This window comes from Streptomyces sp. NPDC101132 (assembly GCF_044759225.1).
GTDB lineage: Bacteria > Actinomycetota > Actinomycetes > Streptomycetales > Streptomycetaceae > Streptomyces.
The window spans coordinates 23060-49421 of record NZ_JBIVYX010000022.1 but is presented as its reverse complement, the minus strand read 5'-3'; the positions used below and the strand labels follow the sequence as shown (position 1 = coordinate 49421).

Here is a 26362-nt window from a genome sequence, read left to right as displayed (position 1 = left end):
CAATGGGGGGCATGAGCGACAGCCCAGCCCCCCTCGCCGACCCGCACCTCCTCTTCGACCCCGCGGTCGGCCGCCGGGACATCGTCATCCTCGGCTCCACCGGCTCCATCGGCACGCAGGCCATCGACCTGGTCCTGCGCAACCCCGACCGGTTCCGCGTCACCGCCCTCTCGGCGGCCGGCGGCCGCGTCGGCCTGCTCGCGGAGCAGGCCCGGCAGCTGCGGGTGCACACCGTGGCGGTGGCCCGCGAGGACGTCGTACCGGCCCTCAAGGAGGCGCTGAGCGCCCAGTACGGCAGCGAGCCGCAGCCGGAGATCCTGGCCGGGCCGGACGCCGCGACCCAGATCGCCGCCTCCGAGTGCCACACGGTCCTCAACGGCATCACCGGCTCCATCGGCCTCGCGCCCACCCTCGCGGCGCTGGAGGCCGGCCGCACCCTCGCCCTCGCCAACAAGGAGTCGCTGATCGTCGGCGGCCCGCTGGTGAAGGCGCTCGCCAAGCCCGGCCAGATCATCCCGGTCGACTCCGAGCACGCCGCGCTGTTCCAGGCGCTGGCCGCCGGCACCCGCGCCGACGTCCGCAAGCTGGTCGTCACCGCCTCCGGCGGCCCCTTCCGCGGCCGTACCCGGGCCGAGCTGGCCGAGGTCACCGTCGAGGACGCGCTGGCCCACCCCACCTGGGCCATGGGCCCGGTGATCACGGTGAACAGCGCCACCCTGGTGAACAAGGGCCTGGAGGTCATCGAGGCCCACCTGCTCTACGACATCCCCTTCGACCGCATCGAGGTCGTGGTCCACCCGCAGTCCTACGTTCACTCGATGGTGGAGTTCACCGACGGCTCCACGCTCGCCCAGGCCACCCCGCCGGACATGCGGGGCCCCATCGCGATCGGCCTCGGCTGGCCCGAGCGGGTCCCCGACGCGTCCCGCTCCTTCGACTGGACCAAGGCCTCCACCTGGGAGTTCTTCCCCCTCGACACCGAGGCCTTCCCCTCCGTGGGACTGGCCCGGCACGTGGGCGGACTGGGCGGCACGGCGCCCGCCGTGTTCAATGCGGCGAACGAGGAGTGCGTCGACGCGTTCCTGGCCGGTCGGCTGCCGTTCACAGCAATCATGGATACGGTCACGGCTGTGGTCGAGGACCACGGCACACCGCGGACGGGAACTTCGCTCACCGTCGGCGACGTCCTCGAGGCGGAGGCCTGGGCCCGCGCCCGGGCCAGGGAGATGGCGGCCAAGGCCGCAGTGGAGGCGCGCGCATGATCCTTCTGATGACGGTGCTCGGGATACTCGTCTTCGTCTTCGGGCTGCTGGTCTCGATCGCGTGGCACGAGCTGGGACACCTCTCCACGGCCAAGCTGTTCGGCATTCGCGTGCCGCAGTACATGGTCGGCTTCGGCCCGACCATCTGGTCGCGCAAGAAGGGGGAGACCGAGTACGGCATCAAGGCCATCCCCGCCGGCGGCTACATCCGCATGATCGGCATGTTCCCGCCGGGTGAGGACGGCCGGATCACGGCCCGTTCCACCTCGCCCTGGCGCACGATGATCGAGGACGCCCGCTCGGCCGCGTACGAGGAGCTGGAGCCGGGCGACGAGAAGCGGCTGTTCTACACGCGCAAGCCGTGGAAGCGCGTCATCGTCATGTTCGCCGGGCCGTTCATGAACCTGGTCCTGGCCCTCGCGGTGTTCTTCGGCGTGTGGATGACCTTCGGGGTCAACATGCAGACCACCGCCGTGCGCTCGGTCAGCCACTGCGTCATCCAGGCGAGCGAGAAGCGCGACACCTGCAAGCCGGGTGACCAGGTCACCCCGGCCGAGGCGGCCGGACTCAAGCCCGGCGACCGCATCGTCGCCTTCAACGGCCGGAAGACGGACGACTGGTCCACCCTCCAGCAGCGGATCCGCGACACCGTCGGCCCCGCCACCGTCACCGTGCAGCGCGACGGCCGGGAGGTCGTCCTCAAGGCGAACCTGATCGAGAACAAGGTCGCCAAGTCCGACGGCCGCGGCGGCTACGTGCCCGACCAGTACATCGTCGCCGGCTTCCTCGGCTTCACGCCCCAGACCGAGAAGGTCCAGCTGACCTTCGGCCAGTCCGTGGACCACATGGGCGAGATGGTCGAGGCCGGCGTGCAGGGCCTGATCAAGCTGCCCTCGAAGATCCCCGCCCTCTGGGACGCCGCCTTCGGCGACGGCCCGCGCGAGCAGGACTCCCCGATGGGCATCGTGGGCGCCGCCCGGATCAGCGGCGAGATCGCCAACCTGGACATCCCCGCCACCGACCGGATGGTGTTCTTCCTCCAGCTCATCGGGTTCTTCAACCTGTCGCTGTTCCTGTTCAACATGCTGCCGCTGCTCCCGCTGGACGGCGGGCACATCGCGGGCGCCCTCTGGGAGTCCGTGCGCCGCAGCTTCGCCCGGCTCTTCAAGCGGCCCGACCCGGGCCCGTTCGACGTCGCGAAGCTGATGCCCTTCGCCTACGTCGTGGCCGGCGTCTTCGTCTGCTTCACGCTGCTGGTGCTCGTGGCCGACGTGGTGAACCCGGTCAAGATCTCCTGACGGAGACCGCTGTCGAGCGGATGTACGAGGCGGGCCGGGCACACTGCGTGCCCGGCCCCCTACGTTCGGGTGGCGCGCTCCTCCTCGTGCGCGTCGCGCGCGCCGTGTGGCGTAATCTCGGAGGCCTGGAGCCCGCCGATATCGGGACCTTGATCCACACCTTGGGGTTGCACAGCAGATGACTGCCATCTCTCTCGGAATGCCGTCCGTGCCGACGAAGCTCGCCGACCGACGGGTCAGCCGCAAGATCCAGGTCGGCTCCGTCGCCGTCGGCGGCGACGCACCCGTCTCGGTGCAGTCGATGACCACGACGCGGACCTCCGACATCGGCGCCACGCTCCAGCAGATCGCCGAGCTGACCGCCTCCGGCTGCCAGATCGTCCGGGTGGCCTGCCCGACCCAGGACGACGCCGACGCGCTCGCGACCATCGCGAAGAAGTCGCAGATCCCGGTGATCGCCGACATCCACTTCCAGCCGAAGTACGTGTTCGCCGCCATCGACGCCGGCTGCGCCGCCGTCCGCGTGAACCCGGGCAACATCAAGCAGTTCGACGACAAGGTCAAGGAGATCGCCCGGGCGGCGAAGGACGCGGGCACCCCGATCCGCATCGGCGTCAACGCCGGCTCCCTGGACGCCCGCCTCCTGAAGAAGTACGGCAAGGCCACCCCCGAGGCGCTCGTCGAGTCCGCGCTGTGGGAGGCCTCCCTCTTCGAGGAGCACGACTTCCGCGACATCAAGATCTCGGTCAAGCACAACGACCCGGTCGTCATGGTCGAGGCCTACCGCCAGCTCGCCGCCCAGTGCGACTACCCGCTGCACCTCGGCGTCACCGAGGCCGGCCCCGCCTTCCAGGGCACCATCAAGTCCGCCGTCGCCTTCGGCGCGCTCCTCTCCCAGGGCATCGGCGACACCATCCGCGTCTCCCTCTCCGCCCCGCCGGCCGAGGAGATCAAGGTCGGCATCCAGATTCTGGAGTCGCTCAACCTCCGCCAGCGCCGCCTGGAGATCGTCTCCTGCCCGTCCTGCGGCCGTGCCCAGGTCGACGTCTACAAGCTGGCCGAGGAGGTCACCGCGGGCCTGACCGGCATGGAGGTGCCCCTCCGCGTCGCCGTCATGGGCTGCGTCGTCAACGGCCCCGGCGAGGCCCGCGAGGCCGACCTCGGCGTCGCCTCCGGCAACGGCAAGGGCCAGATCTTCGTGAAGGGCGAGGTCATCAAGACCGTCCCCGAGTCGAAGATCGTCGAGACCCTCATCGAAGAGGCGATGAAGATCGCCGAGCAGATGGAGAAGGACGGCGTGATGAGCGGCGAGCCCACCGTCGCCATCGGCGTCTGACCCGCACCTGACCGCCCCGGCCCCGTTCCCGCAGTTCGCGGGGGCGGGGCCGGCCGCGTTCCGAGGTCCGCGCGGGCCCGTTCCGAGGTCCTCGCGGGGCGCGTCCGGGCGCCCCGACGGGTTACAGTGCGGAGATCAGCAGACCTGCACGGTGAGGCCCCCACAGTGTTGACGCAGACCACCACCAGGGTGCTCGAGCCCAGCGACCTCGAAGCCGCGCTCGAGGTACTCGACCGCGACCCGGTCGCCAACGCCTTCGTCACCTCCCGCGTCCAGGTCGCCGGCCTCGACCCCTGGCGCCTCGGCGGGGAGATGTGGGGCTACTACGAGGGCGGCGAGCTGCGCTCCCTCTGCTACGCGGGCGCCAACCTCGTACCGGTCTGCGCCACGCCCGAGGCCGTACGCGCCTTCGCCGACCGCGCCCGCAGGACCGGCCGCCGCTGCTCCTCCATCGTCGGCCCCGCCGAGCCCACGGCGGCCCTGTGGCGGCTGCTGGAGCCCCACTGGGGCCCCGCCCGCGACGTGCGCGCCCACCAGCCGCTGATGGTCACCGAGGAGCCCTCGGCCGAGGTCGGCCCCGACCCACTGGTCCGCCGCATCCGAAAGAACGAGATGGACCTGATCATGCCGGCGTGCGTGGCCATGTTCACCGAGGAGGTCGGCGTCTCGCCGATGGCCGGCGACGGCGGCCTCCTCTACCAGGCGCGGGTGGCCGAACTCGTGGGCTCCGGCCGGTCCTTCGCCCGCGTCGAGGACGGCCGGGTGGTCTTCAAGGCCGAGATCGGCGCCGCCACCGCCCGGGCCTGCCAGATCCAAGGGGTCTGGGTGGCCCCCGAGTTCCGCGGCCGGGGCCACTCCGAGACCGGCATGGCCGCCGTGGTCGAGTTCGCGCTGCGGGACGTCGCACCGGTGGTCAGCCTGTACGTCAACGACTTCAACACCGCCGCCAGGGCCGCGTACCGGCGGGTGGGCTTCCGTGAGGTCGGCGCCTTCATGAGCGTGCTGTTCTGACGTGCGGGGGTGCCGATCCGGCCGTCGGACCGGGCGGCGGCGGCCTGCCCCCGGGGACCCGGTGACGGCTCCGTGACCGCCGAGTAGGGTGCCCGCATGCTGCATACGCCCGGGGCCGACCCCCGCCTCCCCGCCGGTGTCGTGATCCGCCCGCTGGACCTCGCCGAGCGCGTGGACGAGGCGCTGGAGGTCCAGGCCGTCGCCTTCGGGCTCAGCGACGAAGAGGTCGGCATCCGGCGCCACATCGTGCAGCGGCACATGAAACTGCCCGGCGCGCGGTCGCTGGGCGCCTTCACCGAGGACGACGGGCGGCTGGTCGGCTTCGTGTACGGGATGCCCAACGACCGTACGCACTGGTGGTCCACCGTCGTCGAGCCGTACCTGCGGGCCGGGGGAGCGGAGGGCTGGCTCGACGGCTCCTTCGTCATCACCGAACTGCACGTCCACCCGGGCTTCCAGGGCCGGGGCGTGGGCCGCGAACTGATCACCAGGATCACCGACACCGCCGAGGAGACCCGCTCCATCCTCTCGGCCATCGACATCGAGTCCCCCGCGCGGGGCCTCTACCGCTCGCTGGGGTACCACGACCTCGCGCGGCGCGTGTACTTCCCGAGCGCGGCCCAGCCGTACGCCGTCATGGGCGCGCCGCTGCCGCTGCCCCGGCGCGTGCGGCTGCGCAGCGTGTAGCGGGTAAACCGGTACGGCCGGACGGTCCCGCTCGGCTAGCCTCCTGCGCACCACCACACTTTCGTGAGCAGGAGCGCGTGATGTCCCAGTCCGTCCAGAGGTTGTCCCGGCTGATGGTGAAGACCCTGCGGGAGGACCCGGCGGACGCGGAGACGCTGAGCCACCGGCTCCTGGTGCGGGCGGGCTACGTACGCCGCACCGCGGCCGGCGTCTGGAGCTGGCTGCCGCTCGGCAAGAAGGTGCTGGACAACGTCACGCGCGTGGTCCGCGAGGAGATGGACGCCGCCGGGGCGCAGGAGGTGCTGCTGCCGGCGCTGCTGCCCCGCGAGCCGTACGAGGTGAGCGGGCGCTGGAACGAGTACGGCGACCTGCTCTTCCGGCTGAAGGACCGCAAGGGCGCCGAGTACCTGCTCGGGCCCACGCACGAGGAGATCTTCACCCAGGTGGTGAAGGACCAGTGCACGTCCTACAAGGACCTGCCGGTGACGCTCTACCAGATCCAGACGAAGTACCGGGACGAGGCCCGGCCGCGCTCGGGGGTGCTGCGCGGGCGCGAGTTCCAGATGAAGGACGCGTACTCCTTCGACACGACCGATGAGGGCCTGGCGGCCTCCTACGCGGTCCAGCGCGAGGCGTACCGGCGGATCTTCACCCGGCTCGGGCTGGACTTCCGGATCGTGTCGGCGGTGTCCGGCGCGATGGGCGGCTCGGCCTCCGAGGAGTTCCTCGCCCCGGCCGCCGCGGGCGAGGACACCTTCGCGTACTGCCCCTCCTGCGGGTACGCGGCCAACACCGAGGCCGTCACCTTCCCCCTCGCACCGGTGTCCGCCGATTCGGTGGGGCCGGTGGAGGAACTGGCCACCCCGGACACCCCGACCATCGAGAGCCTCGCCGCGCACCTGGGCGTCCCCGCGTCGGCCACGCTGAAGAACCTGCTGGTGAAGGTGGACGGGGAGATCGTGGCCGTCGGCGTGCCCGGGGACCGGGAGGTCGACCTCGGCAAGCTCGGCGAGCACCTGGCGCCCGCGGTCGTGGAGCTGGTGACGGAGGCGGACTTCGCGGACCGGCCCGACCTGGTACGCGGCTACGTCGGCCCGCAGGGCCTGGAGAAGGTGCGCTACCTCGCCGACCCGCGGATCGCGCCGGGCACGTCGTGGGTGACGGGCGCGAACCGCGCCGACACCCATGCGCGGAACGTGGTGTGCGGCCGGGACTTCGAGGTGGACCGGTACCTGGACGTGGTCGTGGTCCGGGACGGCGACCCGTGCCCGGCCTGCGGGGCGGGGCTGCGGCTGGACCGGGCCATCGAGGTGGGCCACATCTTCCAGCTGGGCCGCAAGTACGCCGACGCGTTCGGCCTGGACGTGCTGGGCCCGGAGGGCAAGCCGGTCCGGGTGACCATGGGCTCGTACGGCATCGGGGTGTCGCGGGTGGTGGCGGCCCTGGCGGAGCAGACCGCGGACGAGCGCGGGCTGCGCTGGCCGGCCGAGGTGGCCCCGGCGGACGTGCACGTGGTGGCCGCGGGCAAGGCCGTGCAGCAGGCGCTGGCCGAGGAGGCGGCGACGGCGCTGGCGGCGCGGGGCCTGCGGGTCCTGCTGGACGACCGGCCGGGACTGTCGCCGGGCGTGAAGCTGACCGATGCCGAGCTGATCGGGGTGCCGTGGGTGGTCGTCGCGGGGCGCCGGGCCGGGGAGGGCGTCGTGGAGCTCCAGGACCGCGGTGCGGGCACCCGCACGGAGCTCCCGCTGTCCGAAGCGGTGCCGCGGGTCGCGGGCTGACCCTTCCAGTACGGTCCGCCCTGCGGGGTCCCGTGCCGGGTGCGGGTGGGTTGCCCGGACCCCGCTCCTCAAACGTCGGAGGGGCTGTACGAAGCCTCGCCGGCGTTTGAGGCGCGGGGGGCCCGGAGGCAGCGCCCCCGGTTCCGGGAAGGGGCGGGGTGGGGGAACGGCTCCGCGCAGCGGCACTACGGCAACGGGTCGCCCGCTTCGCCCGCCTCCGACCGGCCGCGCGTACGTGCCGCCGCCCCGGGCCACGTCCCGGACTCCGGTACCACGTCCGGCAGTTCCGGCACCGCCGAGGCCCCGGCCACGGTGTCCGGCGCCTCGACGGCGGTGCGCTCCGCGTCCGGCAGAGGCGCAGCCTCCCGTGCGTCGGGCTCGGTGCCCGAGGGGGCAGGCTCCGGCCGAGGCGCGGCCGCCGGCGTCCGCTCCGCGGCCCGCCCGCCGCCCTGCCGCTCGGACGGCACCGGCTGGGCCTCCGCCGCCCGTTCCAGGAACCGCAGCAGTTCCACCGGGAAGGGGAGGACCAGCGTCGAGTTCTTCTCCGCCGCCACCGCGACCACCGTCTGCAGCAGCCGCAGCTGCAGCGCCGCCGGCTGGTCGGCCATCACCCCGGCCGCCTCCGCCAGCTTCCGCGAGGCCTGGAGTTCCGCGTCCGCGTTGATGACCCGGGCCCGCCGCTCGCGGTCCGCCTCCGCCTGCCGGGCCATCGACCGCTTCATCGTCTCCGGCAGCGAGACGTCCTTGATCTCCACGCGGTCGATCTGCACGCCCCAGCCCACCGCCGGGCTGTCGATCATCAGCTCCAGGCCCTGGTTCAGCTTCTCCCGGTTCGACAGCAGGTCGTCCAGGTCAGACTTGCCGATGATCGACCGCAGCGAGGTCTGCGCCATCTGCGAGACCGCGAACCGGTAGTCCTCCACCTCGACGATCGCGTTCGCCGGATCGATCACCCGGAAGTACACGACCGCGTCCACCCGCACCGTGACGTTGTCCCGGGTGATGCCCTCCTGGGCCGGCACCGGCAGCGTCACGATCTGCATGTTCACCTTCCGCAGGCGGTCCACCAGCGGCACGATCATCGTGAACCCGGGCGGCCGCACGCCCGGGCGGAGCCGGCCGAGCCGGAACACCAGGCCCCGCTCGTACTGCTTCACGATGCGCGCCGCCGTGGCCACGTAGACCGTGACGCCCACGGCCGCCGCCACACCCGCTGCCAGCAGTTCTTCGACCATGACGGCCCCCTGCCAGACTTGTCCGTCCAATGACGGTATGCCCAGCTCTGACCGCCCCGACGCGGGCCCTAGAGCCAGGAGCCGAACTCCAGCAGCATCTCGGCGTCCCGCCGACGCCCCGCGGCCAGCGCCCGGGTGCCGGACTCCACCGCGCGGAAGAGCGTCCAGCCGCGCAGCCGGTCCCGGTCCACCTCCAGGGAGTCGGCCAGCCTGTTCACCCGGCGCTTGGCGCCCGCGGCGCCCGTGGACGAGGCCAGCTGGTCCTCCAGCCGGTCCCTGACCAGCCGCGCCAGGTCGTACGCCCGCTCGCCGACCAGCGGCTCGGGCCCGACCGTCAGCCACGGCGCCCGGTCGCCCGCCAGCACCTTGCCCTGCCGGAACGCGCCGTGGAGCAGCAGTTCCTCGGGCGGGAAGACCGTCAGCTCGTCGCGGACCGCGAGGGCCTGCCGGACCAGCGGCTGCGCCTCCTCGGGCGCCTTGGCCATCGGCTCGGCCTGGCGCGCGGTGCGCTCGGCCACCGTCTCGAAGGAGTGCCCCGGCGGCGGGGCCACCCACAGCCGCCGGATCGTCCCGCAGGCCTCCAGCAGCGCCTTCGCGTCCGGCAGCGAACGCAGCGACACCTCCGGCTGGAGCCGCTCCAGCAACAGGGCGTCGTCGTCGTGCCGCGTGTCGAGGACCCGTACGGCGCCGAACCCGCCCCAGTGCGCCAGCGCCGCGAGCTCGTCCCCGGGGACCGCGGACGGCGGGGCCAGCTTCAGCGTGGCCGGCGTGCCGTCGGAGTACCGGACGAGGACGACCAGGCTGCTCCGGCCGCCCGGGGCCTGCACGCGCTGCGCGGTCAGCCCCCGCCGGTCCAGCGCCTCGCGGGCCAGCCCGGGGAGCGCGCGGAGCCACTGCGCCGGTGCGTCTTCGGACCTCTCGCCGAGCGCCCGGACAAGCCGCTCGGGCGGTTCGAAAGCCATACGTGCAAGGTCCCTTTCAGCTGTTCCTGGCTCGTTGTGATCGTTCCACGAGCCCAGGGAAGGCTACGCCGCCTCCCCGCCAGCGTGCCGCGCGCAGGGCCGCCTCGCTCAGCGCGGCCGCCGCCCGCAGGCGCAGGGGACCCTCCGCGGCGCGCACCAGATCCGAGTACGCGCCCGCGATCCGGTCCTCGATCCCGGCCGCCAGCAGCTCCGCGTCGGCGGGGGTCCGTACGGGTGCCGGGAGCGCGTACGCCGCCTCCGACGGGCGCGGGGTGCCGCCCAGCTCCCGCACGGTGCGGGCCAGTTCGTCGCGCCGGGCGTGGTGGGCGGCGTACGCCTGCCGCGCCTCGGCGGCCCTGGCCTCCCCGGCGCGGGCGCCCACCACCCCGTAGCCGTACACGGCCGCGTGCTCGGCGGCGAGCGCCGCCTGGGCCGCGGCGAGCACGCCGGGTCCGGTCTCCGGCTTGTCGCTCATGACGGCTCCGATCCGGTGGGCGCGGTGGTGAGGAGGTACGCGTGGACGCCGCCGCAGGCGGCGACCGAGGCCAGCAGCCGGGCCAGCTCGCCGGGCGCCCCCGCCAGGGCGGCGGTGTGCGCGGCCGCGGTACGGCGCTCCGCGTCGGCCAGTGCCGCGAGGGCGGCCTCGGGTCGCGCGGGCACCGCCGCCGCCGACGGCGTGGCCGCGGACGGGGCCGGGGAGGCGGGTACGGAGGAAGCCGTCCCGGCCGGCGGCGCCGCCGCCACCGGCGACCCGGACGGTGCGGGCGTCGCCGCGGGCGGGGCGCCGGCCGGGGCGAGGGCGCCGGCGTGCGCGGCGACCGAGGCGCGCAGGGGCGCGAGGCGCGGGCCGAGGGCCGGGTGGGCGGCGAGCGTGGCGTCGTAACGTTCCAGCAGGGCGCGGGTCTCCCGGACGGCCGAGTCCCTGATCCGCCGTTCGGGTGGTACCCGCTCGGCCCGCGGCCGCCCGGCGGAGCCGCCGCCGTCCGAGCACCCGGCGAGCAGGGCGGCGCCCGCGGCCCCGGTACCGGCGGCGAGCAGGCTTCTTCGCGAGGGGCGCGCGGGCGGGGGGAGCGGCACGGTGACGTCCTCGGGGTGGCAGGGGGCGGCGGGACGCTGATCACCGTACCGGTGGCGTCCGGCCACGGGGCGGACGGCAACACCCCCTGGGACCGGATACCCTTTGGTCTGACACGCGACGGAAACCACAACAGCACACGCGGCCGAGGAGTCACCCGGATGAGCACCACCCAGAGCGACAGGCTGCGCGGGCTGCTGGAGCCGCTCGTCGACGCCAAGGGACTGGACCTCGAGGACATCGAGCTCTCCAGGGCGGGCCGTCGGCGGATGCTGCGGATCGTGGTCGACTCCGACGAGGGCCTCGACCTGGACCTGTGCGCCGAGCTGAGCCGTGAGATCTCCGACAAGCTCGACGAGACCGACGTGATGGGCGAGGACGAGTACCAGCTGGAGGTCAGCTCCCCCGGTGCGGACCGCCCGCTGAAGGAGCACCGCCACTACGTGCGGGCCGTCGGCCGCCTCGTGAACTTCCAGCTCGCCGAGGGCGGAGACCTGGTCGCGCGGATCCTGGACGTCGACGACGAGGGCCTCGACCTGGAGGTGCCGGGCGTGAAGGGGCGCAAGCCCACCGCCCGCCGCATCGCCTTCACGGAGATCGCCAAGGCGCGTGTCGAGATCGAGTTCAACCGCAAGGACAAGAAGGAAGAGGAGGCGTAGCCGTGGACATCGACATGAGTGCCCTGCGGGGTCTGGTCAGGGAGAAGGAGATCTCCTTCGATCTGCTGGTCGAGGCGATCGAGTCGGCCCTCCTCATCGCGTACCACCGGACCGAGGGAAGCCGCCGCCGCGCCCGCGTCGAGCTGGACCGCACCAACGGCCACGTGACGGTGTGGGCGAAGGAGGACCCGCAGGACCTGGAGGAGGGGCAGGAGGCGCAGGAGTTCGACGACACCCCGTCGGGCTTCGGCCGGATCGCCGCCACCACCGCCAAGCAGGTCATCCTGCAGCGTCTGCGCGACGCCGAGGACGACCTGACCTTCGGCGAGTTCGCGGGCCGCGAGGGCGACGTCATCACCGGCGTCGTCCAGCAGGGCAAGGACCCCAAGAACGTCCTCGTCGACATCGGCAAGCTGGAGGCCATCCTGCCCGTGCAGGAGCAGGTCCCCGGCGAGGAGTACACGCACGGTCTGCGCCTGCGCACCTACGTGGTCCGCGTCGCCAAGGGCGTCCGCGGTCCGTCCGTGACCCTGTCGCGCACCCACCCGAACCTGGTCAAGAAGCTGTTCGCCCTGGAGGTCCCGGAGATCGCCGACGGCAGCGTCGAGATCGCCGCGATCGCCCGTGAGGCCGGCCACCGCACCAAGATCGCGGTGCGGTCCACCCGTTCGGGCCTGAACCCCAAGGGCGCCTGCATCGGCCCGATGGGCGGCCGGGTGCGCAACGTGATGGCCGAACTGCACGGCGAGAAGATCGACATCGTCGACTGGTCGGACGACCCGGCGGAGATGGTCGCGAACGCGCTGTCACCCGCCCGGGTGAGCAAGGTCGAGATCGTCGACCTGGGCTCGCGGTCGGCCCGCGTGACCGTCCCCGACTACCAGCTGTCGCTGGCCATCGGCAAGGAGGGCCAGAACGCCCGCCTCGCCGCGCGGCTCACCGGCTGGCGCATCGACATCCGGCCGGACACCGAGCCGGCGGAATAAAACCGCTACCGGCCGGGGTTCACCGGCCGGTAGACAGGTGTCACCCGGCCGTGCCGGGTGCTGTCCATCGACAACATCCGTTCGATTTCTCGCCCAAAGGGGTGAGGTCGGTACGGGGAGGTAGACTTAAGAGTGTCTGGCCGGACGCATGCCCGCGCATGCCCTGAGCGCACCTGCGTGGGGTGCCGGGAGCGAGCGGCCAAGAACGATCTGCTGCGGATCGTGGTGAGCGGGGACGAGTGCGTCCCCGACCGTCGCGGTACGCTGCCCGGCCGGGGTGCGTATCTGCATCCCGCCGTGGTCTGCCTCGACCTGGCGGTCCGCCGCCGGGCGTTCCCCAGGGCCCTGCGGGTCCAGAGGGCGCTCGACACGGCGGAACTGCGCAAGGCCGTTGAGGCGACACCGTAAGAAGAAGTACGGCACGGATACCCCGTGCGGTCAGGTACCTCGCGAGTTGGAAGTAGGTCGAGATTGCGATGAGCACTCGATGAGTACGCGATGAGTACGCCCATGAAGTAGCGACGGTCCGGCGGTAACCCGGACCTAAAAGGAGCGAAGTGGCTAAGGTCCGGGTATACGAACTCGCCAAGGAGTTCGGGGTTGAGAGCAAGGTCGTCATGGCCAAGCTCCAAGAACTCGGTGAATTCGTCCGTTCGGCGTCCTCGACGATCGAGGCGCCCGTTGTACGCAAACTGACCGACGCTCTGCAGGGTCCCGGCGGCGCCGGCAAGTCCCCTGCGAAGCCCGGTGCGCCCCGCAAGGCGGCGCCCTCTCCCGCGAAGCCGGCGGCCCCCGCGCCGTCCCCGGCCGCCGCGGCACGTCCTGCTGCCCCGAAGCCCGGCGCACCGGCCCCCAAGCCGGCCGCTGCCGAGGCCCCCGCGGGCGGCGCTCCGGTGACCCCGGCCGCCTCCGGCCCGCGTCCCGGTCCGAAGGCTCCGGCCCCGAAGCCGGCTCCGGCCGCTCCGGCTCCGGTCGCCGCGGAGTTCCAGGCGCCCCCGGCGGCTCCGGCCGCCTCTCGTCCGTCCGCGACCCCGGGCCCGCGCCCGACCGGTCAGCGTCCGGCCGCCTCCGGCCAGGGTGGTGCCCGTCCGGGCGCCCCGCGTCCGGCCGGCGCGACCCCCGGTGCCCAGGCCCCCCGTCCGGGTGGCGCCCAGGCCCCGCGTCCCGGTGGTGCCCGTCCCGCGGGTCCGCGTCCGGGCAACAACCCCTTCACCTCCGGCGGCTCCACCGGCATGGCGCGCCCGCAGGCGCCCCGTCCGGGCGGCGCGCCGCGCCCCGGTGCCCCCGGCGCCGGTGCTCCCGGCCCGCGCCCGCAGGGCGGTCCCGGCGGTGCCCCGCGCCCGCAGGGTCCCCGTCCCACCCCCGGTGGCATGCCCCGTCCGCAGGGCGGTGCCCCGCGTCCGGGCGGCGCTCCCGGTGGTAACCGTCCGAACCCGGGCATGATGCCGCAGCGTCCCGCTGCCGGCCCGCGTCCGGGCCCCGGCGGCCGTGGTCCCGGTGGCCCCGGCGGCCGTCCGGCCGGTCCCGGCGGCGGCGGTCGTCCCGGCTTCGCCGGTCGTCCGGCCGGTCCGGGCGGCGGCGGTCGTCCCGGCGGCGGTGGCGGCGGCTTCGGCGGTCGTCCCGGTGGCGGCGGCGGTGCTCCCGGCGGTGGCGGCGGCTTCGGCGGTCGTCCCGGCTTCGGTGGCCGTCCCGGCGGCCCGGGTGCCCGTGGCGGCACGCAGGGTGCCTTCGGCCGTCCCGGCGGCCCGGCCCGTCGTGGCCGCAAGTCGAAGCGTCAGAGGCGCCAGGAGTACGAGGCCATGCAGGCCCCGTCCGTGGGCGGCGTGATGCTGCCCCGCGGCAACGGCGAGACCGTTCGCCTGTCGCGCGGTGCGTCCCTCACCGACTTCGCGGAGAAGATCAACGCCAACCCGGCGTCGCTGGTCGCGGTCATGATGAACCTCGGCGAGATGGTCACTGCCACGCAGTCCGTCTCCGACGAGACCCTCCAGCTCCTCGCGGGCGAGATGAACTACGAAGTTCAGATCGTCAGCCCGGAGGAGGAGGACCGCGAGCTGCTCGAGTCCTTCGACATCGAGTTCGGCGAGGACGAGGGCGGCGAGGAGTTCCTCGTCGCGCGTCCGCCGGTCGTGACCGTCATGGGTCACGTCGACCACGGCAAGACCCGACTCCTCGACGCGATCCGCAAGACCAACGTGGTCGCGGGCGAGGCCGGCGGCATCACCCAGCACATCGGTGCCTACCAGGTCTCCACCCAGGTCAACGACGAAGACCGCAAGATCACCTTCATCGACACCCCGGGTCACGAGGCGTTCACCGCCATGCGTGCCCGTGGTGCCAAGTCGACCGACATCGCGATCCTCGTGGTGGCGGCCAACGACGGTGTCATGCCGCAGACGATCGAGGCCCTGAACCACGCCAAGGCGGCCGACGTGCCGATCGTGGTCGCGGTCAACAAGATCGACGTCGAGGGTGCCGACCCGGTCAAGGTGCGCGGTCAGCTGACCGAGTACGGCCTGGTGGCCGAGGAGTACGGCGGCGACACGATGTTCGTCGACATCTCCGCCAAGCAGGGTCTGCACATCGACTCCCTGCTGGAGGCCGTGGTCCTCACCGCCGACGCCTCGCTCGACCTGCGGGCCAACCCGGAGCAGGACGCGCAGGGTATTGCGATCGAGTCCCACCTCGACCGCGGCCGCGGTGCCGTCTCGACCGTCCTGGTCCAGCGCGGAACGCTGCGCATCGGCGACACCATGGTCGTCGGCGACGCGTACGGCCGTGTCCGCGCGATGCTCGACGACAAGGGCAACAACGTCGAGGAAGCTGGTCCGTCGACCCCCGTCCTGGTCCTGGGTCTCACCAACGTCCCCGGCGCCGGCGACAACTTCCTCGTCGTCGACGAGGACCGTACGGCCCGCCAGATCGCCGAGAAGCGCGCGGCGCGCGAGCGCAACGCCAACTTCGCCAAGCGCACCCGCCGGGTGTCCCTCGAGGACCTCGACTCCGTGCTCAAGGCCGGTCTGGTCCAGGAACTCAACCTCATCATCAAGGGCGACGCGTCCGGTGCGGTCGAGGCCCTGGAGAGCTCGCTGCTCCAGCTCGACGTCGGCGAGGAGGTGGACATCCGCGTCCTGCACCGCGGTGTGGGTGCGGTCACCGAGTCCGACATCGACCTGGCGATGGGCTCCGACGCCATCGTCATCGGCTACAACGTCCGTGCGGCCGGCCGTGCCGCGCAGATGGCGGAGCGCGAGGGCGTCGACGTCCGCTACTACTCGGTGATCTACCAGGCCATCGAGGAGATCGAGGCGGCCCTCAAGGGTCTCCTCAAGCCGGAGTACGAAGAGGTCGAGCTCGGCACGGCGGAGATCCGCGAGGTCTTCCGCTCGTCCAAGCTGGGCAACATCGCCGGTGTCCTGGTCCGGTCGGGCGAGGTCAAGCGCAACACCAAGGCGCGCCTCATCCGCGACGGCAAGGTCGTCGCGGAGAACCTCACCATCTCCGGTCTGCGCCGCTTCAAGGACGACGTCACCGAGATCCGCGAGGGCTTCGAGGGTGGTATCAACCTCGGAAACTTCAACGACATCAAGATCGACGACGTCATCGCGACGTACGAGATGCGCGAGAAGCCGCGCGGCTGACGCCCGGCTGTTCGTACAGGGCACTTCCCGGCGTGAGCCGGGGGATGTCGTGACCGGGGCCGGTCGGCGGAATTTCCGTCGATCGGCCCCGGCCGTTGCGTGTACGGTTTGGATGTTCCTGCCAAGCGACGGCTGGCGGACCACCGAACCCGAACCGGCGGGACATCCGGATCTGCATGTACGTGGGGACTCTGTCCTTCGACCTGCTCCTCGGCGACGTACGTTCGCTGAAGGAGAAGCGCTCCATCGTCAGGCCCATCGTTTCCGAGCTCCAGCGGAAGTTCTCCGTGAGCGCGGCCGAGGTCGGCGACCAGAACCTCCATCGCCGGGCCCATCTGGGGGTCGCCATGGTGTCGGGGGACGTGGGGCACCTGTCGGACGTGCTCGACCGCTGTGAGCGACTGGTCGCGGCACGTCCTGAAGTGGAGCTGCTGTCGGTGCGCCGACGCCTCCACGGTGATGAAGACTGAACTGCTTGACTTGCAAGAAAAGAAGGAGACGGACCAGTGGCCGACAACGCGCGGGCGAAGAAGCTGGCGGACCTCATCCGGGAGGTGGTCGCCGAGAAGCTGCAGCGTGGCATCAAGGACCCGCGGCTCGGTACGCACGTGACCATCACGGACACCCGCGTCACCGGCGACCTGCGGGAGGCCACGGTCTTCTACACGGTCTACGGTGACGACGAGGAGCGCGCGAGCGCCGCGGCGGGCCTGGAGAGCGCCAAGGGCATCCTGCGCTCCGCGGTCGGCCGCGCGGCGGGCACCAAGTTCACGCCCACCCTGACGTTCGTGGCGGACGCCCTCCCGGAGAACGCCAAGACCATCGAGGACCTCCTCGACAAGGCGCGCGCCTCGGACGCGCAGGTGCGGGAGGCCTCCTCCAACGCCACGTACGCGGGCGAGGCCGACCCCTACAAGAAGCCGGGCGAGGACGAAGCCGCGGAATGAGCAAGCACACCCCGACTCCGGACGGCCTTGTCATCGTCGACAAGCCGTCCGGCTTCACTTCGCACGACGTCGTGGCCAAGATGCGCGGGATCGCCAAGACCCGCCGCGTCGGCCACGCCGGCACCCTCGACCCCATGGCCACGGGCGTGCTCGTGCTCGGCGTCGAGAAGGCCACCAAGCTCCTCGGCCACCTCGCGCTGACCGAGAAGGAGTACCTCGGCACCATCCGGCTCGGCCAGAACACGGTCACGGACGACGCCGAGGGCGAGATCACCTCGTCCGCCGACGCCTCGGGCGTGACCCGGGAGGCGGTGGACGCGGGCGTCGCCAAGCTGACCGGCGACATCATGCAGGTGCCGTCCAAGGTCAGCGCCATCAAGATCGACGGCAAGCGCTCGTACACCCGCGTCCGCGAGGGCGAGGAGTTCGAGATCCCGGCCCGTCCGGTGACCGTGTCCTCGTTCCACGTCTACGACATGAGCGAGTCCGAGGCCGAGGACGGCACCAGGGTCGTCGACCTCGTCGTCTCGGTCGTCTGCTCCAGCGGTACGTACATCCGCGCGCTCGCCCGCGACCTCGGCGCCGACCTCGGCGTCGGCGGGCACCTCACGGCGCTGCGGCGCACGCGGGTCGGCCCGTACAAGATCGACCGCGCGCGCACCCTGGACCAGCTCCAGGAGGAGCTGACCGTCATGCCCGTCGCGGACGCCGCCCAGGCGGCCTTCCCGCGCTGGGACCTCGACGAGAAGCGGGCGCGGCTGCTGGGCAACGGCGTCCGGCTGGAGATGCCGGACGAGTACCCGTCGGGGAAGCCCGTCGCGGTGTTCGGGCCCGACGGGAAGCTGCTGGCGCTGGTCGAGAGCAAGGGCGGCAAGGCGAAGTCCCTGGCGGTCTTCGTCTGACGACCCGGGCCCGCGCCCGCCCCTGATCCGGCTCCGCCCGGTGGGCGGGGCGGTCCGCCGCCGTGCCCGAGGAGGCCGGTCCGTACCTGGTACGGACCGGCCTCCTGGCGTTGGGCGGGCGCACCGCGCCGGTTTCCGGGGCCTTGGACACGCCGCGGAGCGGTGAGCGCACCCCCCTGTGCCGCTCACCGCTCCGCGTCCCCCTCACTTCCCCCCGCTCGGTCTCTATCCATCCGACACCCGCTATTCACCCGTCCGAGGAGGCGCTCGGAGTGAATGGAGGGAGCGCGAGGGGGCGCTTTATGTGCGCGTCCTGTTCCGTCGATCTTCACCGGCCTAACGTCGTCCGTACGGGGAGACGGGGAGGTCGGTCGCGATGCGGGCTGTGGGTGCCACGGCGGACGGGCCCGAGGCGATGCTCGTGCGGATCCGGGACCGGGCCGGGCGGCCGTGGGGCAGCGGGTTCGTCGCCGACGACCGCGGCACCGTCCTGACCAGCCGCGCCGCCGTCACCGGCCCCGATCCGCTGGTGCTGCACGGCCCCGAACGCGTCTGCGAGGTGGACCCGGCGGCGGTCACGGTGCTGGGCGCGAGCGGGCTCGCGCTGGTGCGCACCGGGGGCGCGGACCTCGGCCTGCCGCCGCTGCCGGTCGCCGCGCGGGAGCGGATCGCCCCGGGTACGTACGTACGGCTCGCCGCCCGCGGCTGGCGCCAGGCGCGGATCCTGAGGGCGGGGCCCGAGCTGGACCTGGCCATCGGCACGGACGGCCGGGACGCGCTGCTGCTGGGCGGGGAGACGCGCGGCGGGCCGGTGCTGGACGCGGAGACCGGGGCGGTGCTCGCGGTGCTGGACGGCGGCCCCCGGGCCGTGCCGCTGCGCGCCGCGGAGCCGGACCGGGCCGGGGAGCTGGCGGAACTGCTCGCGCGGAACGCGGCGACCGTGCCGGCCCACGGCACCGAGCTCAATCTGGCGGGTGCGCTGCGGCTCACCGGGATCACGCTGGGGGCGGCCGGCGAGGCGCTGTGGGGCGCGGAATCCGGTGCCGTGGTGGAACGCGCGGCGATCGTGACGGAACTGGCCTGCTTCGAGGCGGGAGCGGCACCGGTGTGCGCCGTGGTGGGCCGGCCTGGTACCGGCCGCACGACGGAGCTGGCGGCCTGGGCCGGGCGGCGCGTGCGGAGCGGGGCTCCCGCGCCGACGGTCTGGCTGCGGGGTGCGGACCTGATGGTGGGCGACCGTTCCGTCGGCGACGCCGTGGCGCGGGCCCTGGGGGAGGCGGACCGGATCCTGACGGACGGGGGTGCCGGGGCGGGAGCGGGAGACGGTGCCGGAGCGGGAGCAGGGGCCGGTGACGCTGTCGGGGACGGGGAGGCGCTCGCGGAGCGGGTGGCCCGCCTTTCCGCCGGTGCGGGGCGGCCGCTGCTCGTGGTGCTGGACGCGCCCGAGGAGATGCCGGGGGCGCTGGGCCGGGCGCTGGACACGTGGTGGGACGGGACCGTCGGCTGGCTGCGGGACACCGGGGCCCGGCTGGCGGTGGGCTGCCGCCCGGAGTTCTGGGAGCGGGTCGGATTCCCGGAGGCGGTGGTGGTGGGGCTGGGCGACCTCGCCGCGGGGGAGGCGGAGCGGGCCCGGCGGCTGTACGGAGTGCCCGACGGTGCCGTGGCGGCCCGGGACGCGGGTCATCCGCTGACGCTGCGGCTGCTGGGGGAGGTGCGGGCGGCCGGAGTCACCGCGGGCTGCCCTGGCCGGGACGAGGTCTTCGCCGCCTACCTCGACCTGGTGTGCCTGCGCGTCGCGGCCCGCCTGACGGAGCGGGGACCCGAGGAGGGTGCCGGATCCTGTGCGGGGCCGTCCGGCGAGGGCACCCGGCCCCGGCCGGCGGCCGCGGGGAGGGACGGGACCGCTACGCGGGGTGCCGGGGACGCCCGGGCGCACGGGTGGCGCACGGGGACCGGCGCCCCGGACGCGGCGGACGGTACGGATCCGGAAGGTCCGGCCGACGGCCCGGGCCGGGGACCCGATCCGGTGCGGGGACCGTACGCGGCCCGCGGAGCCGGCGGGCCGGCCGGAGCCGGCGGCGCGGAGGCCGCGCGCCCCCGCGAGCCACGGCCCGACACCACGACCGGGGGACCGGAGGCGTACGGGAGCACGGGCGCGGGCCGCCCCGGCCGCGGGCGCGCCGGATCCGATGCGTGGGAGCGGGCTGCCGGCCCGGGAGCCGGAGGCCCGCGAGCCGACGGCCCGGGCGAGGGGCTCGGCCGGCGCGCCGGGTCCGGGACGGCCGCCGGGCCGGAGCCGTACTCCCGGCGGGGCGGGCCCGGCGGACGGCAGGGCGCCGGCAGGACCGGCGACGGTCCGGACGCCCGCGGCGGAGCCGCCGGGTGGCGGGGCGGGGGCGTGGAGGCCGCCGGGGGCCGGAGTTCGGGCGGGCCGGACGACCGCGGGCGTGGTGGCGCGGGCGGGGCCGGTGCGGGGGCCGAGGAGTTCGAGGGCGGCGGTGCCGACCCGCTCGGCAGCACGGAGGGGAGTACGCGCGCGGGCCGGGCCGGCGCGCGGAGCGCAGCGCGGGGGAGGGCGTACGGCGTACCCGACGGGCCGTACGGCGTACCCGACGGGCCGCATGGCGTATCCCGTGGGGCGTTCGGCGTGCCCGGCGGGGCGTTCGGTGTGCCCGGTGGGGAAGGCGGGGTGCCACCGGGGGAACGCGGGGTGCCCGCTGGGGAACGCGGGGTGCGGCCCGCCGGGCTGCGACGGGTGGCCGCGCAGGTGGCGGCCCAGGTGCACGAGGCCGCCCGGCGGTGCCTCGGGGCGGGGCGGGGCGCGCTGGACCGTACCGCTTTCGAGGCGCTGTTCCCCCGCGACACCGGCTGGGCCGACGCCGTGCTCGCCGAGGGGCTGATCGTCCCGGCCGGCCCGGGCCACCGGTTCGCCCACGAGGCCCTGGCCGACTGGCTGCAGGGCGCCCACCTCGACGTACCGGCGGCGCTGCGCATGATCCGGGACGCCGGGCCCGGCAGCGCCGGGGTGGTGCCCGAGCGGCTCGGGGTGCTGGTGGAGGGCCTCCTCGCGCTGCGCGGCGAGCGGCTCGTACCGCTGCTGGCCGCCCTGGCCGGGCAGGTGCGCGACGGCACCGCGGGGGAGGCCCGCTGGTGGGCCGTCCGGCTGCTGCGGGAGACGCTGCCCCGGCTGGCCGACCTCACGCCGTACGACGAGGTGCTCCGCGCGCTGGCCCGTGTGCCGTGCCCCGGCCTCGGCGGGCGGTTCTGGGAGCGGCTCCAGCTGCCCGAGGCGTACCGGCTGGACCTCCTGCGCGGGCTCGTGCCGGGCGACGGACCGCCCGGCGCCCCCGACCGCTACCTCGACGCCGTCGCCCGCCGGCTGACCGCCGACCCGCGCACCGTACAGCCGCTGCTCTGCGGCTGGTTCACCGACGAGACCCCGCTCGCCGCCACCCCCGGGGCGACCGTGGCCACCGCCGCTCAAGCCCTGCTGCACACCCACCGGTGCCTCGCTGTGGACGACCTCGCGGAGGCACTGGTCGAGCGGGCCCACCCACGCGCCGACGAACTCCTCGCCGCCCTCGCCGAGGAGGAGCCCTCCGCCCTCTGCCGGGCCGTCGACCGGTGGGCGCACGACACCCGCCCCGAGCGCCGGGCCGCCGCCGCCGCGTACGGCCTCGCGACCGCTCCCTACGCCGTCACACCGGCCGACCGCGCCCTGCTGGGCTACGCCGCCCGGGCCCTGCTCACCCGCCCGGAGGAGACCGGAGAGCACGCCCCGGCCCTGGCCCGGCTGGCCCTGGCACCGGCCGTGTCCTCCGCACCCCCCGGCGGAGGCGTGGCGCGGCGGCCGCGGTGACGGTGGTGACGGTGGTGACATCCCGCCGATACCGATGACGGCCGAGTGGCGCGGGCATGGCAGTCTTAGACCTGCGTAGGGCGTCAGACGCACGAGCGAACGGCGCCGCTGGCACATCGGCAATCACTACAGGGTTCGGGCGAGGAGCGGTCACAGTGCAGCGCTGGCGTGGCTTGGAGGACATCCCCCAGGACTGGGGACGCAGCGTCGTCACCATCGGCTCCTACGACGGCGTCCACCGGGGACATCAGCTGATCATCGGACGGGCGGTGGCCCGGGCGCGCGAGCTCGGCGTGCCCTCCGTCGTCGTCACCTTCGACCCGCACCCCAGCGAGGTCGTCCGCCCCGGCAGCCACCCGCCCCTGCTCGCCCCGCACCACCGCCGTGCCGAGCTGATGGCCGAACTCGGCGTCGACGCGCTGCTGATCCTGCCGTTCACGGCCGAGTTCTCGCAGCTGTCCCCGGCCGACTTCATCGTGAAGGTGCTCGTCGAGGCCCTGCACGCGAAGGCCGTCATCGAGGGCCCGAACTTCCGCTTCGGTCACAGGGCCGCGGGCAACACCGACTACCTGGCCGAGCTGGGCGCCACGTACGACTACGAGGTCGAGGTCGTCGACCTGTACGTGAGCGGTGAGGCGGGTGGCGGCGAGCCGTTCTCCTCGACGCTGACCCGCCGTCTGGTCGCCGAGGGCGACATGGCCGGCGCGGCGGAGATCCTGGGCCGCCCGCACCGCGTCGAGGGCGTCGTCGTCCGCGGTGCGCAGCGCGGGCGCGAACTCGGCTACCCGACGGCGAACGTCGAGACGCTGCCGCACACCGCGATCCCGGCCGACGGTGTGTACGCGGGCTGGCTGACGGCCGACGGCGAGCGGATGCCCGCGGCCATCTCGGTCGGCACCAACCCGCAGTTCGACGGCACGGAGCGGACGGTCGAGGCGTACGCGATCGACCGGGTGGGCCTGGACCTGTACGGGCTGCACGTGACCGTGGACTTCCTCGCGTACGTGCGCGGCATGGCGAAGTTCGAGTCGATCGAGGTGCTGCTCGACGCGATCGCCGACGACGTGAAGAAGGCGCGGGAGCTGACCGAGGCGTACGACGCGCAGCGCTAGGCCCCAGGCCTCCGCAGCGATACGGGTGAGGGCCCGTACCCCCCCTGACGGGGTGGGTACGGGCCCTCACCCGTTCCTCACTGCCGGGCCGGCGGCTGCGGCGGGGCCTGGCCCGGCTGGGGCGGTCCCTGCGGCGGCTGTTGCTGGGGCTGCTGCGGCTGGTGGGGTGCCTGCGGCTGCTGCGGCTGCTGGGGCCAGCCCTGGCCGGGCTGGGGCGGGGCGGTGGGCCACTGCTGCGGGGGCGCGGGTTGCTGGGGCGCGGGCTGCTGGGGCTGCCCGGGGCCCGGCTGCTGGTACGGCTGCCCGCCGGGGTACGGCTGGCCCGGGTACGGACCCGGGCCGCCCGGGTACGGCGGCTGCTGCGGGTGGCCGCCGGGGCCGGGGGCGGGCTGGGCGTACGGCTGTTGGGGCTGGGGCTGGGGCTGGGGGACCGGCTGGCCCGGGTAGCCCTGCGGGGGCATGCCGGGGTGACCGGGCATGCCGGGGTGACCGGGCTGCCCCCACACGCCGTGGGCCTGCTGCGCGCGGGCGAAGTCCTCGGCCACGAGGGTCGCGAGGTGGAAGTACGCCTCGCGGGTCTTCGGCCGCATCATGTCCAGGTCCACCTCGGCGCCGGCCGCCAGGTGCTCGTCGAACGGCACCACGACCACCCCGCGGCAGCGCGTCTCGAAGTGCTGCACGATGTCGTCGACCTTGATCATCTTGCCGGTCTCGCGCACCCCCGAGATCACCGTGAGGGAGCGGGAGACCAGGTCGGCGTACCCGTGGGCGGAGAGCCAGTCGAGCGTGGTGCTCGCGCTGCTCGCGCCGTCCACCGAGGGCGTCGAGATGATGATCAGCTGGTCGGCCAGGTCCAGGACCCCGCGCATCGCGGAGTACAGCAGACCGGTGCCGGAGTCCGTGAGGATGATCGGGTACTGCTTGCCGAGCGTGTCGATCGCGCGGCGGTAGTCCTCGTCGTTGAACGTCGTCGAGACCGCCGGGTCCACGTCGTTGGCGATGATCTCCAGGCCGGAGGGCGCCTGGGAGGTGAACCGCCTGATGTCCATGTAGGAGTTCAGGTACGGGATCGCCTGGACCAGGTCGCGGATCGTCGCCCCGGTCTCGCGCCGCACGCGGCGGCCGAGCGTGCCGGCGTCGGGGTTGGCGTCGATGGCGAGGATCTTGTCCTGCCGCTCGCTGGCCAGGGTGGCGCCGAGCGCGGTGGTGGTCGTGGTCTTGCCGACGCCGCCCTTCAGGCTGATGACGGCGATCCGGTAGCAGGACATCACCGGGGTGCGGATCAGCTCCAGCTTGCGCTGGCGCTCGGCCTCCGCCGCCTTGCCGCCGAAGCGGAAGCGGGAGCCGCCGGGGTTGCTGCGGGGCTTCTGCTTGTTGCGCAGCAGCCGCTCGGAGGACAGCTCCACCGCCGCCGTGTACCCGAGCGGGGCGCCGGGTACGGAGCGCTGCCGGGGGTCGTGCGCGACCGGCGAGGGCCACTGCGCCCCGGCGCGCGGGTCGGCGGCGTGGGGCGGCTGCGGGGCCGGGCCGGGTGCGGGCGCCGGGGCGGGGGCCGGTGCGGGGGCCGGTGCGGGCGACGGAGGTGCCGGTACGGGGCCGGGGGCCGGGAAGCCGTAGCCCTGCGGGGGCTGCTGCTGGGGCGGCGGGAAGCCGTAACCCTGCGGGGGCTGGGGTGCCGGCGGCTGCGGCTGCGGCTGTGCCTGCGGCGGGGCCGGGGGAAGACCGGCTCCCGACAGGTCGGCGGGCGGTACGGGCGCGGAGGCGCCCGTGGCCGGGCTGCCGGGCCGTACGGGCGGGGCGATCCGCATCGTGGGCGGCGACGCCACGTCGGCGGACGGGTCACCGGGCACCGGCGGCACGGCCGCGGCCCGGGGCCCGGCGGGGTACGCGGGTGCAGCGGGGCCGTCGGTCGGGTCGGGACCGAAGGGCAGCGCCGGGGCGTCCTCGGGCCCGAAGGGCGACGTACCGGCGGCGTCGGCCGGGTACGCGGGGGCGTCCGCCGGCGCGGCCGGAAGGCCGGGTACGGCATCGGCCGGGTCGGTGGCGAGTGCCGGCAGGTCCGGGCCGGTGCCGGGGTCCGGCAGCGGGCCGTCGGCGGCGTTCGGCGGGGCCAGTTCCTCGTCCGCGCCGTCGGCGGCACCGGGCGCGGGCGGCGCGGGGCTGCCCGCCGGCTCCGCGTCGGCGGGCTCCGCGACACCGGTCGTCACGTCGGGCATGACGGGGCTCACGACGGACTCCGGCTCCGGGTCCTCGGCCGCCTCCGGTGCCGGCTCGTCGGACTCGTAGAACACCGCGGGCACCGCGAAGTCGGCCGGGTCGGGCGCCGGTTCGGCGTCCGCGTACGGCACGGGAACGGCGTCCGCGGGCTCGGGAGCGGCGGGCGGGGTGTCCCCGGGCGTGGCCGGCGCCGGCTCGGCGGAGGCCTGGACCGCGTCCGCGTCCGCGTCCGCCGGCTCGGGCGCCGTGTAGCCGGCCGGAACCGCGTCGACGGGCTCGGCCGGCGCGGGTGCCGGTGCCGGTACGGCGTCCGTGGGGGCGGGGAACGGCGGAAGCGCGGAGGCGTCCTGCCCCACGGGCACGGCGGGCGGCTGCTGCGCGGCCCAGGGGTTCGGCGCGTAGGGCCCGGCGTCGGCCGCACCCGGTACGGACGCGGAACCGGGGTACGCGTAACCCCCCGGCACACCGTCGGGCGCGGCACCGGGTACGGATCCCTGGCCGGCACCCGGCGGAACCGAGGCGCCGGGTACGTGTCCGGCTGCGGGGAACCCGCCGGGCCCGGGCGTGTAGCCGCCCGGCACGGGACCGGCCCCCGGCGCACCGTCAGGCCCGGTGCCGGGCACGGATCCCTGGCCGGCACTCGGCGGTACCGCGGCCCCGGGGAACCCACTGGGCGCCGGCGCGTGGCCGCCCGGCGCACCCTCGGGCGCGGCACCGGGTACGGATCCCTGGCCGGCGCCGGGCGGAACCGCAGCACCGGGCACGGGGCCGGCACCGGGTGCGTAGCCCCCCGGCACCGGAGCGGCACCGGCACCCGGCACGGGACCGGCACCCGGCACGGGACCGGCACCCTGGCCCGCCTCGCGCGGGGCCCAGTTCGGCTCGAAACCGCTGCCCGGCGGCAGGCCGGGCACCGGAACGCCCGCCACCGGACCCGGCGCAGCGTTCTGCGTGTACCAGGCCGGCGGCGTGTAGTCGATGGTGAACTCGCCCGTCAGCTCGGGCTCCGCGTCGGACTGATCGTCCGTCGGGACGTCACGCGACCCGCCGCGGCTCTCGTTCCGATCGCTGTTCACAAATCCTCCTGCTCTGTCCGAGCACCGGCACTCGGTACTCGTATGGCGCGCCCGGCACAGGCCTTGCCTCTGAACCGTCTCCGAAACCGCCCCGGGCCGGGAGCATCGGCACCGAACCGTTACCGGCCCCGCACACCCCCGGGCTGCCCCTCGGCGGCCTCGACGGGTCACCCGGGACCTCCCCGGTCACCGGACCCGCCGGTCACGGCGGCCCGGCACCAGCCCGGCCCCCGCGCCCACGTTCAGCCTAATCGCGCCGCGCGTCCGGGACCCGGCCCCGTCGGCCCGTAAGCACCCGCCGGGACCGGCCGACGGGCGT

Annotated in this window: 20 protein-coding genes; 15 read left to right on the top strand and 5 right to left on the bottom strand. The window is 74.4% G+C overall.

Annotated features, from left to right (window positions below; all coding sequences use genetic code 11):
- Positions 1-11 precede the first annotated feature (11 nt).
- The 6 genes from dxr (at position 12) to ACIQUR_RS33780 (ending at position 7372) form a co-directional block, all read left to right on the top strand.
- A complete protein-coding gene (dxr, locus tag ACIQUR_RS33805; protein ID WP_403672980.1) occupies positions 12-1262 on the top strand; it encodes a 1-deoxy-D-xylulose-5-phosphate reductoisomerase in 1251 nt (416 codons plus the stop codon).
- Positions 1259-2560, top strand: coding sequence for a M50 family metallopeptidase (locus tag ACIQUR_RS33800; protein ID WP_403672977.1), 1302 nt, complete (start codon positions 1259-1261; stop codon positions 2558-2560). Before dxr ends, ACIQUR_RS33800 begins: the two co-directional genes overlap by 4 nt.
- 178 nt (positions 2561-2738) lie before the next feature.
- Complete coding sequence (gene ispG / locus ACIQUR_RS33795) at positions 2739-3896, top strand: flavodoxin-dependent (E)-4-hydroxy-3-methylbut-2-enyl-diphosphate synthase (protein WP_399952730.1); 1158 nt, start codon at positions 2739-2741, stop codon at positions 3894-3896.
- A 168-nt stretch (positions 3897-4064) separates the two neighbouring features.
- On the top strand, positions 4065-4907 hold the full coding sequence (locus ACIQUR_RS33790) for a GNAT family N-acetyltransferase (RefSeq protein ID WP_403672974.1): 843 nt from the start codon (positions 4065-4067) through the stop codon (positions 4905-4907).
- 96 nt (positions 4908-5003) lie between these two features.
- Complete coding sequence (locus ACIQUR_RS33785; RefSeq protein WP_403672971.1) at positions 5004-5594, top strand: GNAT family N-acetyltransferase; 591 nt, start codon at positions 5004-5006, stop codon at positions 5592-5594.
- Between the two features lie 80 nt (positions 5595-5674).
- Complete coding sequence (locus tag ACIQUR_RS33780) at positions 5675-7372, top strand: proline--tRNA ligase (RefSeq protein WP_403672968.1); 1698 nt, start codon at positions 5675-5677, stop codon at positions 7370-7372.
- Positions 7373-7557: 185 nt separating this feature from the next.
- Here ACIQUR_RS33780 and ACIQUR_RS33775 read toward each other — a convergent pair whose 3' ends face one another.
- The 4 genes from ACIQUR_RS33775 to ACIQUR_RS33760 form a co-directional block, all read right to left on the bottom strand.
- Complete coding sequence (locus ACIQUR_RS33775) at positions 7558-8607, bottom strand: slipin family protein (protein WP_403672965.1); 1050 nt, start codon at positions 8605-8607, stop codon at positions 7558-7560.
- A gap of 68 nt (positions 8608-8675) precedes the next feature.
- Entirely contained in the window at positions 8676-9569 is an 894-nt protein-coding gene (locus ACIQUR_RS33770) for an aminoglycoside phosphotransferase family protein (RefSeq protein WP_403672963.1), read from the bottom strand.
- A gap of 16 nt (positions 9570-9585) precedes the next feature.
- Positions 9586-10044: a ferritin-like domain-containing protein gene (locus tag ACIQUR_RS33765; protein ID WP_403672960.1), complete on the bottom strand. Its 459-nt coding sequence runs from the start codon at positions 10042-10044 to the stop codon at positions 9586-9588.
- Positions 10041-10646 (bottom strand): hypothetical protein, encoded by a 606-nt coding sequence (locus tag ACIQUR_RS33760; protein WP_403672957.1) that lies wholly within the window; start codon positions 10644-10646, stop codon positions 10041-10043. Before ACIQUR_RS33760 ends, ACIQUR_RS33765 begins: the two co-directional genes overlap by 4 nt.
- 159 nt (positions 10647-10805) lie before the next feature.
- Between ACIQUR_RS33760 and rimP the strand changes: the two genes are divergently transcribed.
- The 9 genes from rimP (at position 10806) to ACIQUR_RS33715 (ending at position 22750) form a co-directional block, all read left to right on the top strand.
- Positions 10806-11303 (top strand): ribosome maturation factor RimP, encoded by a 498-nt coding sequence (gene rimP / locus ACIQUR_RS33755; RefSeq protein ID WP_403672954.1) that lies wholly within the window; start codon positions 10806-10808, stop codon positions 11301-11303.
- A 2-nt stretch (positions 11304-11305) separates the two neighbouring features.
- Positions 11306-12289: a transcription termination factor NusA gene (nusA, locus tag ACIQUR_RS33750; protein ID WP_399952701.1), complete on the top strand. Its 984-nt coding sequence runs from the start codon at positions 11306-11308 to the stop codon at positions 12287-12289.
- A gap of 132 nt (positions 12290-12421) precedes the next feature.
- Complete coding sequence (locus tag ACIQUR_RS33745; RefSeq protein WP_399952697.1) at positions 12422-12697, top strand: YlxR family protein; 276 nt, start codon at positions 12422-12424, stop codon at positions 12695-12697.
- A gap of 149 nt (positions 12698-12846) precedes the next feature.
- A complete protein-coding gene (gene infB / locus ACIQUR_RS33740) occupies positions 12847-15930 on the top strand; it encodes a translation initiation factor IF-2 (RefSeq protein WP_403672950.1) in 3084 nt (1027 codons plus the stop codon).
- A 176-nt stretch (positions 15931-16106) separates the two neighbouring features.
- Complete coding sequence (locus tag ACIQUR_RS33735; RefSeq protein WP_399952690.1) at positions 16107-16400, top strand: DUF503 domain-containing protein; 294 nt, start codon at positions 16107-16109, stop codon at positions 16398-16400.
- A gap of 36 nt (positions 16401-16436) precedes the next feature.
- Positions 16437-16877, top strand: a complete 441-nt coding sequence (gene rbfA / locus ACIQUR_RS33730) for a 30S ribosome-binding factor RbfA (protein WP_399952687.1) — start codon at positions 16437-16439, stop codon at positions 16875-16877.
- Positions 16874-17779, top strand: a complete 906-nt coding sequence (gene truB / locus ACIQUR_RS33725) for a tRNA pseudouridine(55) synthase TruB (RefSeq protein WP_403672945.1) — start codon at positions 16874-16876, stop codon at positions 17777-17779. Before rbfA ends, truB begins: the two co-directional genes overlap by 4 nt.
- A 376-nt stretch (positions 17780-18155) precedes the next feature.
- The gene (locus ACIQUR_RS33720) at positions 18156-21638 is read left to right on the top strand and encodes a hypothetical protein (protein WP_403672942.1); all 3483 of its coding nucleotides are present in this window, start codon (positions 18156-18158) and stop codon (positions 21636-21638) included.
- Between the two features lie 155 nt (positions 21639-21793).
- The gene (locus tag ACIQUR_RS33715; RefSeq protein WP_403672940.1) at positions 21794-22750 is read left to right on the top strand and encodes a bifunctional riboflavin kinase/FAD synthetase; all 957 of its coding nucleotides are present in this window, start codon (positions 21794-21796) and stop codon (positions 22748-22750) included.
- A 77-nt stretch (positions 22751-22827) separates the two neighbouring features.
- Here ACIQUR_RS33715 and ACIQUR_RS33710 read toward each other — a convergent pair whose 3' ends face one another.
- Positions 22828-26043, bottom strand: coding sequence for an SCO5717 family growth-regulating ATPase (locus tag ACIQUR_RS33710; protein ID WP_403672937.1), 3216 nt, complete (start codon positions 26041-26043; stop codon positions 22828-22830).
- Positions 26044-26362 lie beyond the last annotated feature (319 nt).

Excerpts from the sequence above, each read along its gene's own strand:
- ACIQUR_RS33780 (WP_403672968.1), top strand. The coding sequence starts at position 5,675 with ATGTCCCAGTCCGTCCAGAGGTTGTCCCGGCTGATGGTGAAGACCCTG.
- ACIQUR_RS33765 (WP_403672960.1), bottom strand. The coding sequence starts at position 10,044 with ATGAGCGACAAGCCGGAGACCGGACCCGGCGTGCTCGCCGCGGCCCAG.
- ACIQUR_RS33775 (WP_403672965.1), bottom strand. The coding sequence starts at position 8,607 with ATGGTCGAAGAACTGCTGGCAGCGGGTGTGGCGGCGGCCGTGGGCGTC.
- ACIQUR_RS33770 (WP_403672963.1), bottom strand. The coding sequence starts at position 9,569 with ATGGCTTTCGAACCGCCCGAGCGGCTTGTCCGGGCGCTCGGCGAGAGG.
- truB (WP_403672945.1), top strand. The coding sequence starts at position 16,874 with ATGAGCAAGCACACCCCGACTCCGGACGGCCTTGTCATCGTCGACAAG.
- ACIQUR_RS33785 (WP_403672971.1), top strand. The coding sequence starts at position 5,004 with ATGCTGCATACGCCCGGGGCCGACCCCCGCCTCCCCGCCGGTGTCGTG.
- ACIQUR_RS33800 (WP_403672977.1), top strand. The coding sequence starts at position 1,259 with ATGATCCTTCTGATGACGGTGCTCGGGATACTCGTCTTCGTCTTCGGG.
- ispG (WP_399952730.1), top strand. The coding sequence starts at position 2,739 with ATGACTGCCATCTCTCTCGGAATGCCGTCCGTGCCGACGAAGCTCGCC.
- dxr (WP_403672980.1), top strand. The coding sequence starts at position 12 with ATGAGCGACAGCCCAGCCCCCCTCGCCGACCCGCACCTCCTCTTCGAC.
- rimP (WP_403672954.1), top strand. The coding sequence starts at position 10,806 with ATGAGCACCACCCAGAGCGACAGGCTGCGCGGGCTGCTGGAGCCGCTC.
- ACIQUR_RS33720 (WP_403672942.1), top strand. The coding sequence starts at position 18,156 with ATGCGGGCTGTGGGTGCCACGGCGGACGGGCCCGAGGCGATGCTCGTG.
- ACIQUR_RS33735 (WP_399952690.1), top strand. The coding sequence starts at position 16,107 with ATGTACGTGGGGACTCTGTCCTTCGACCTGCTCCTCGGCGACGTACGT.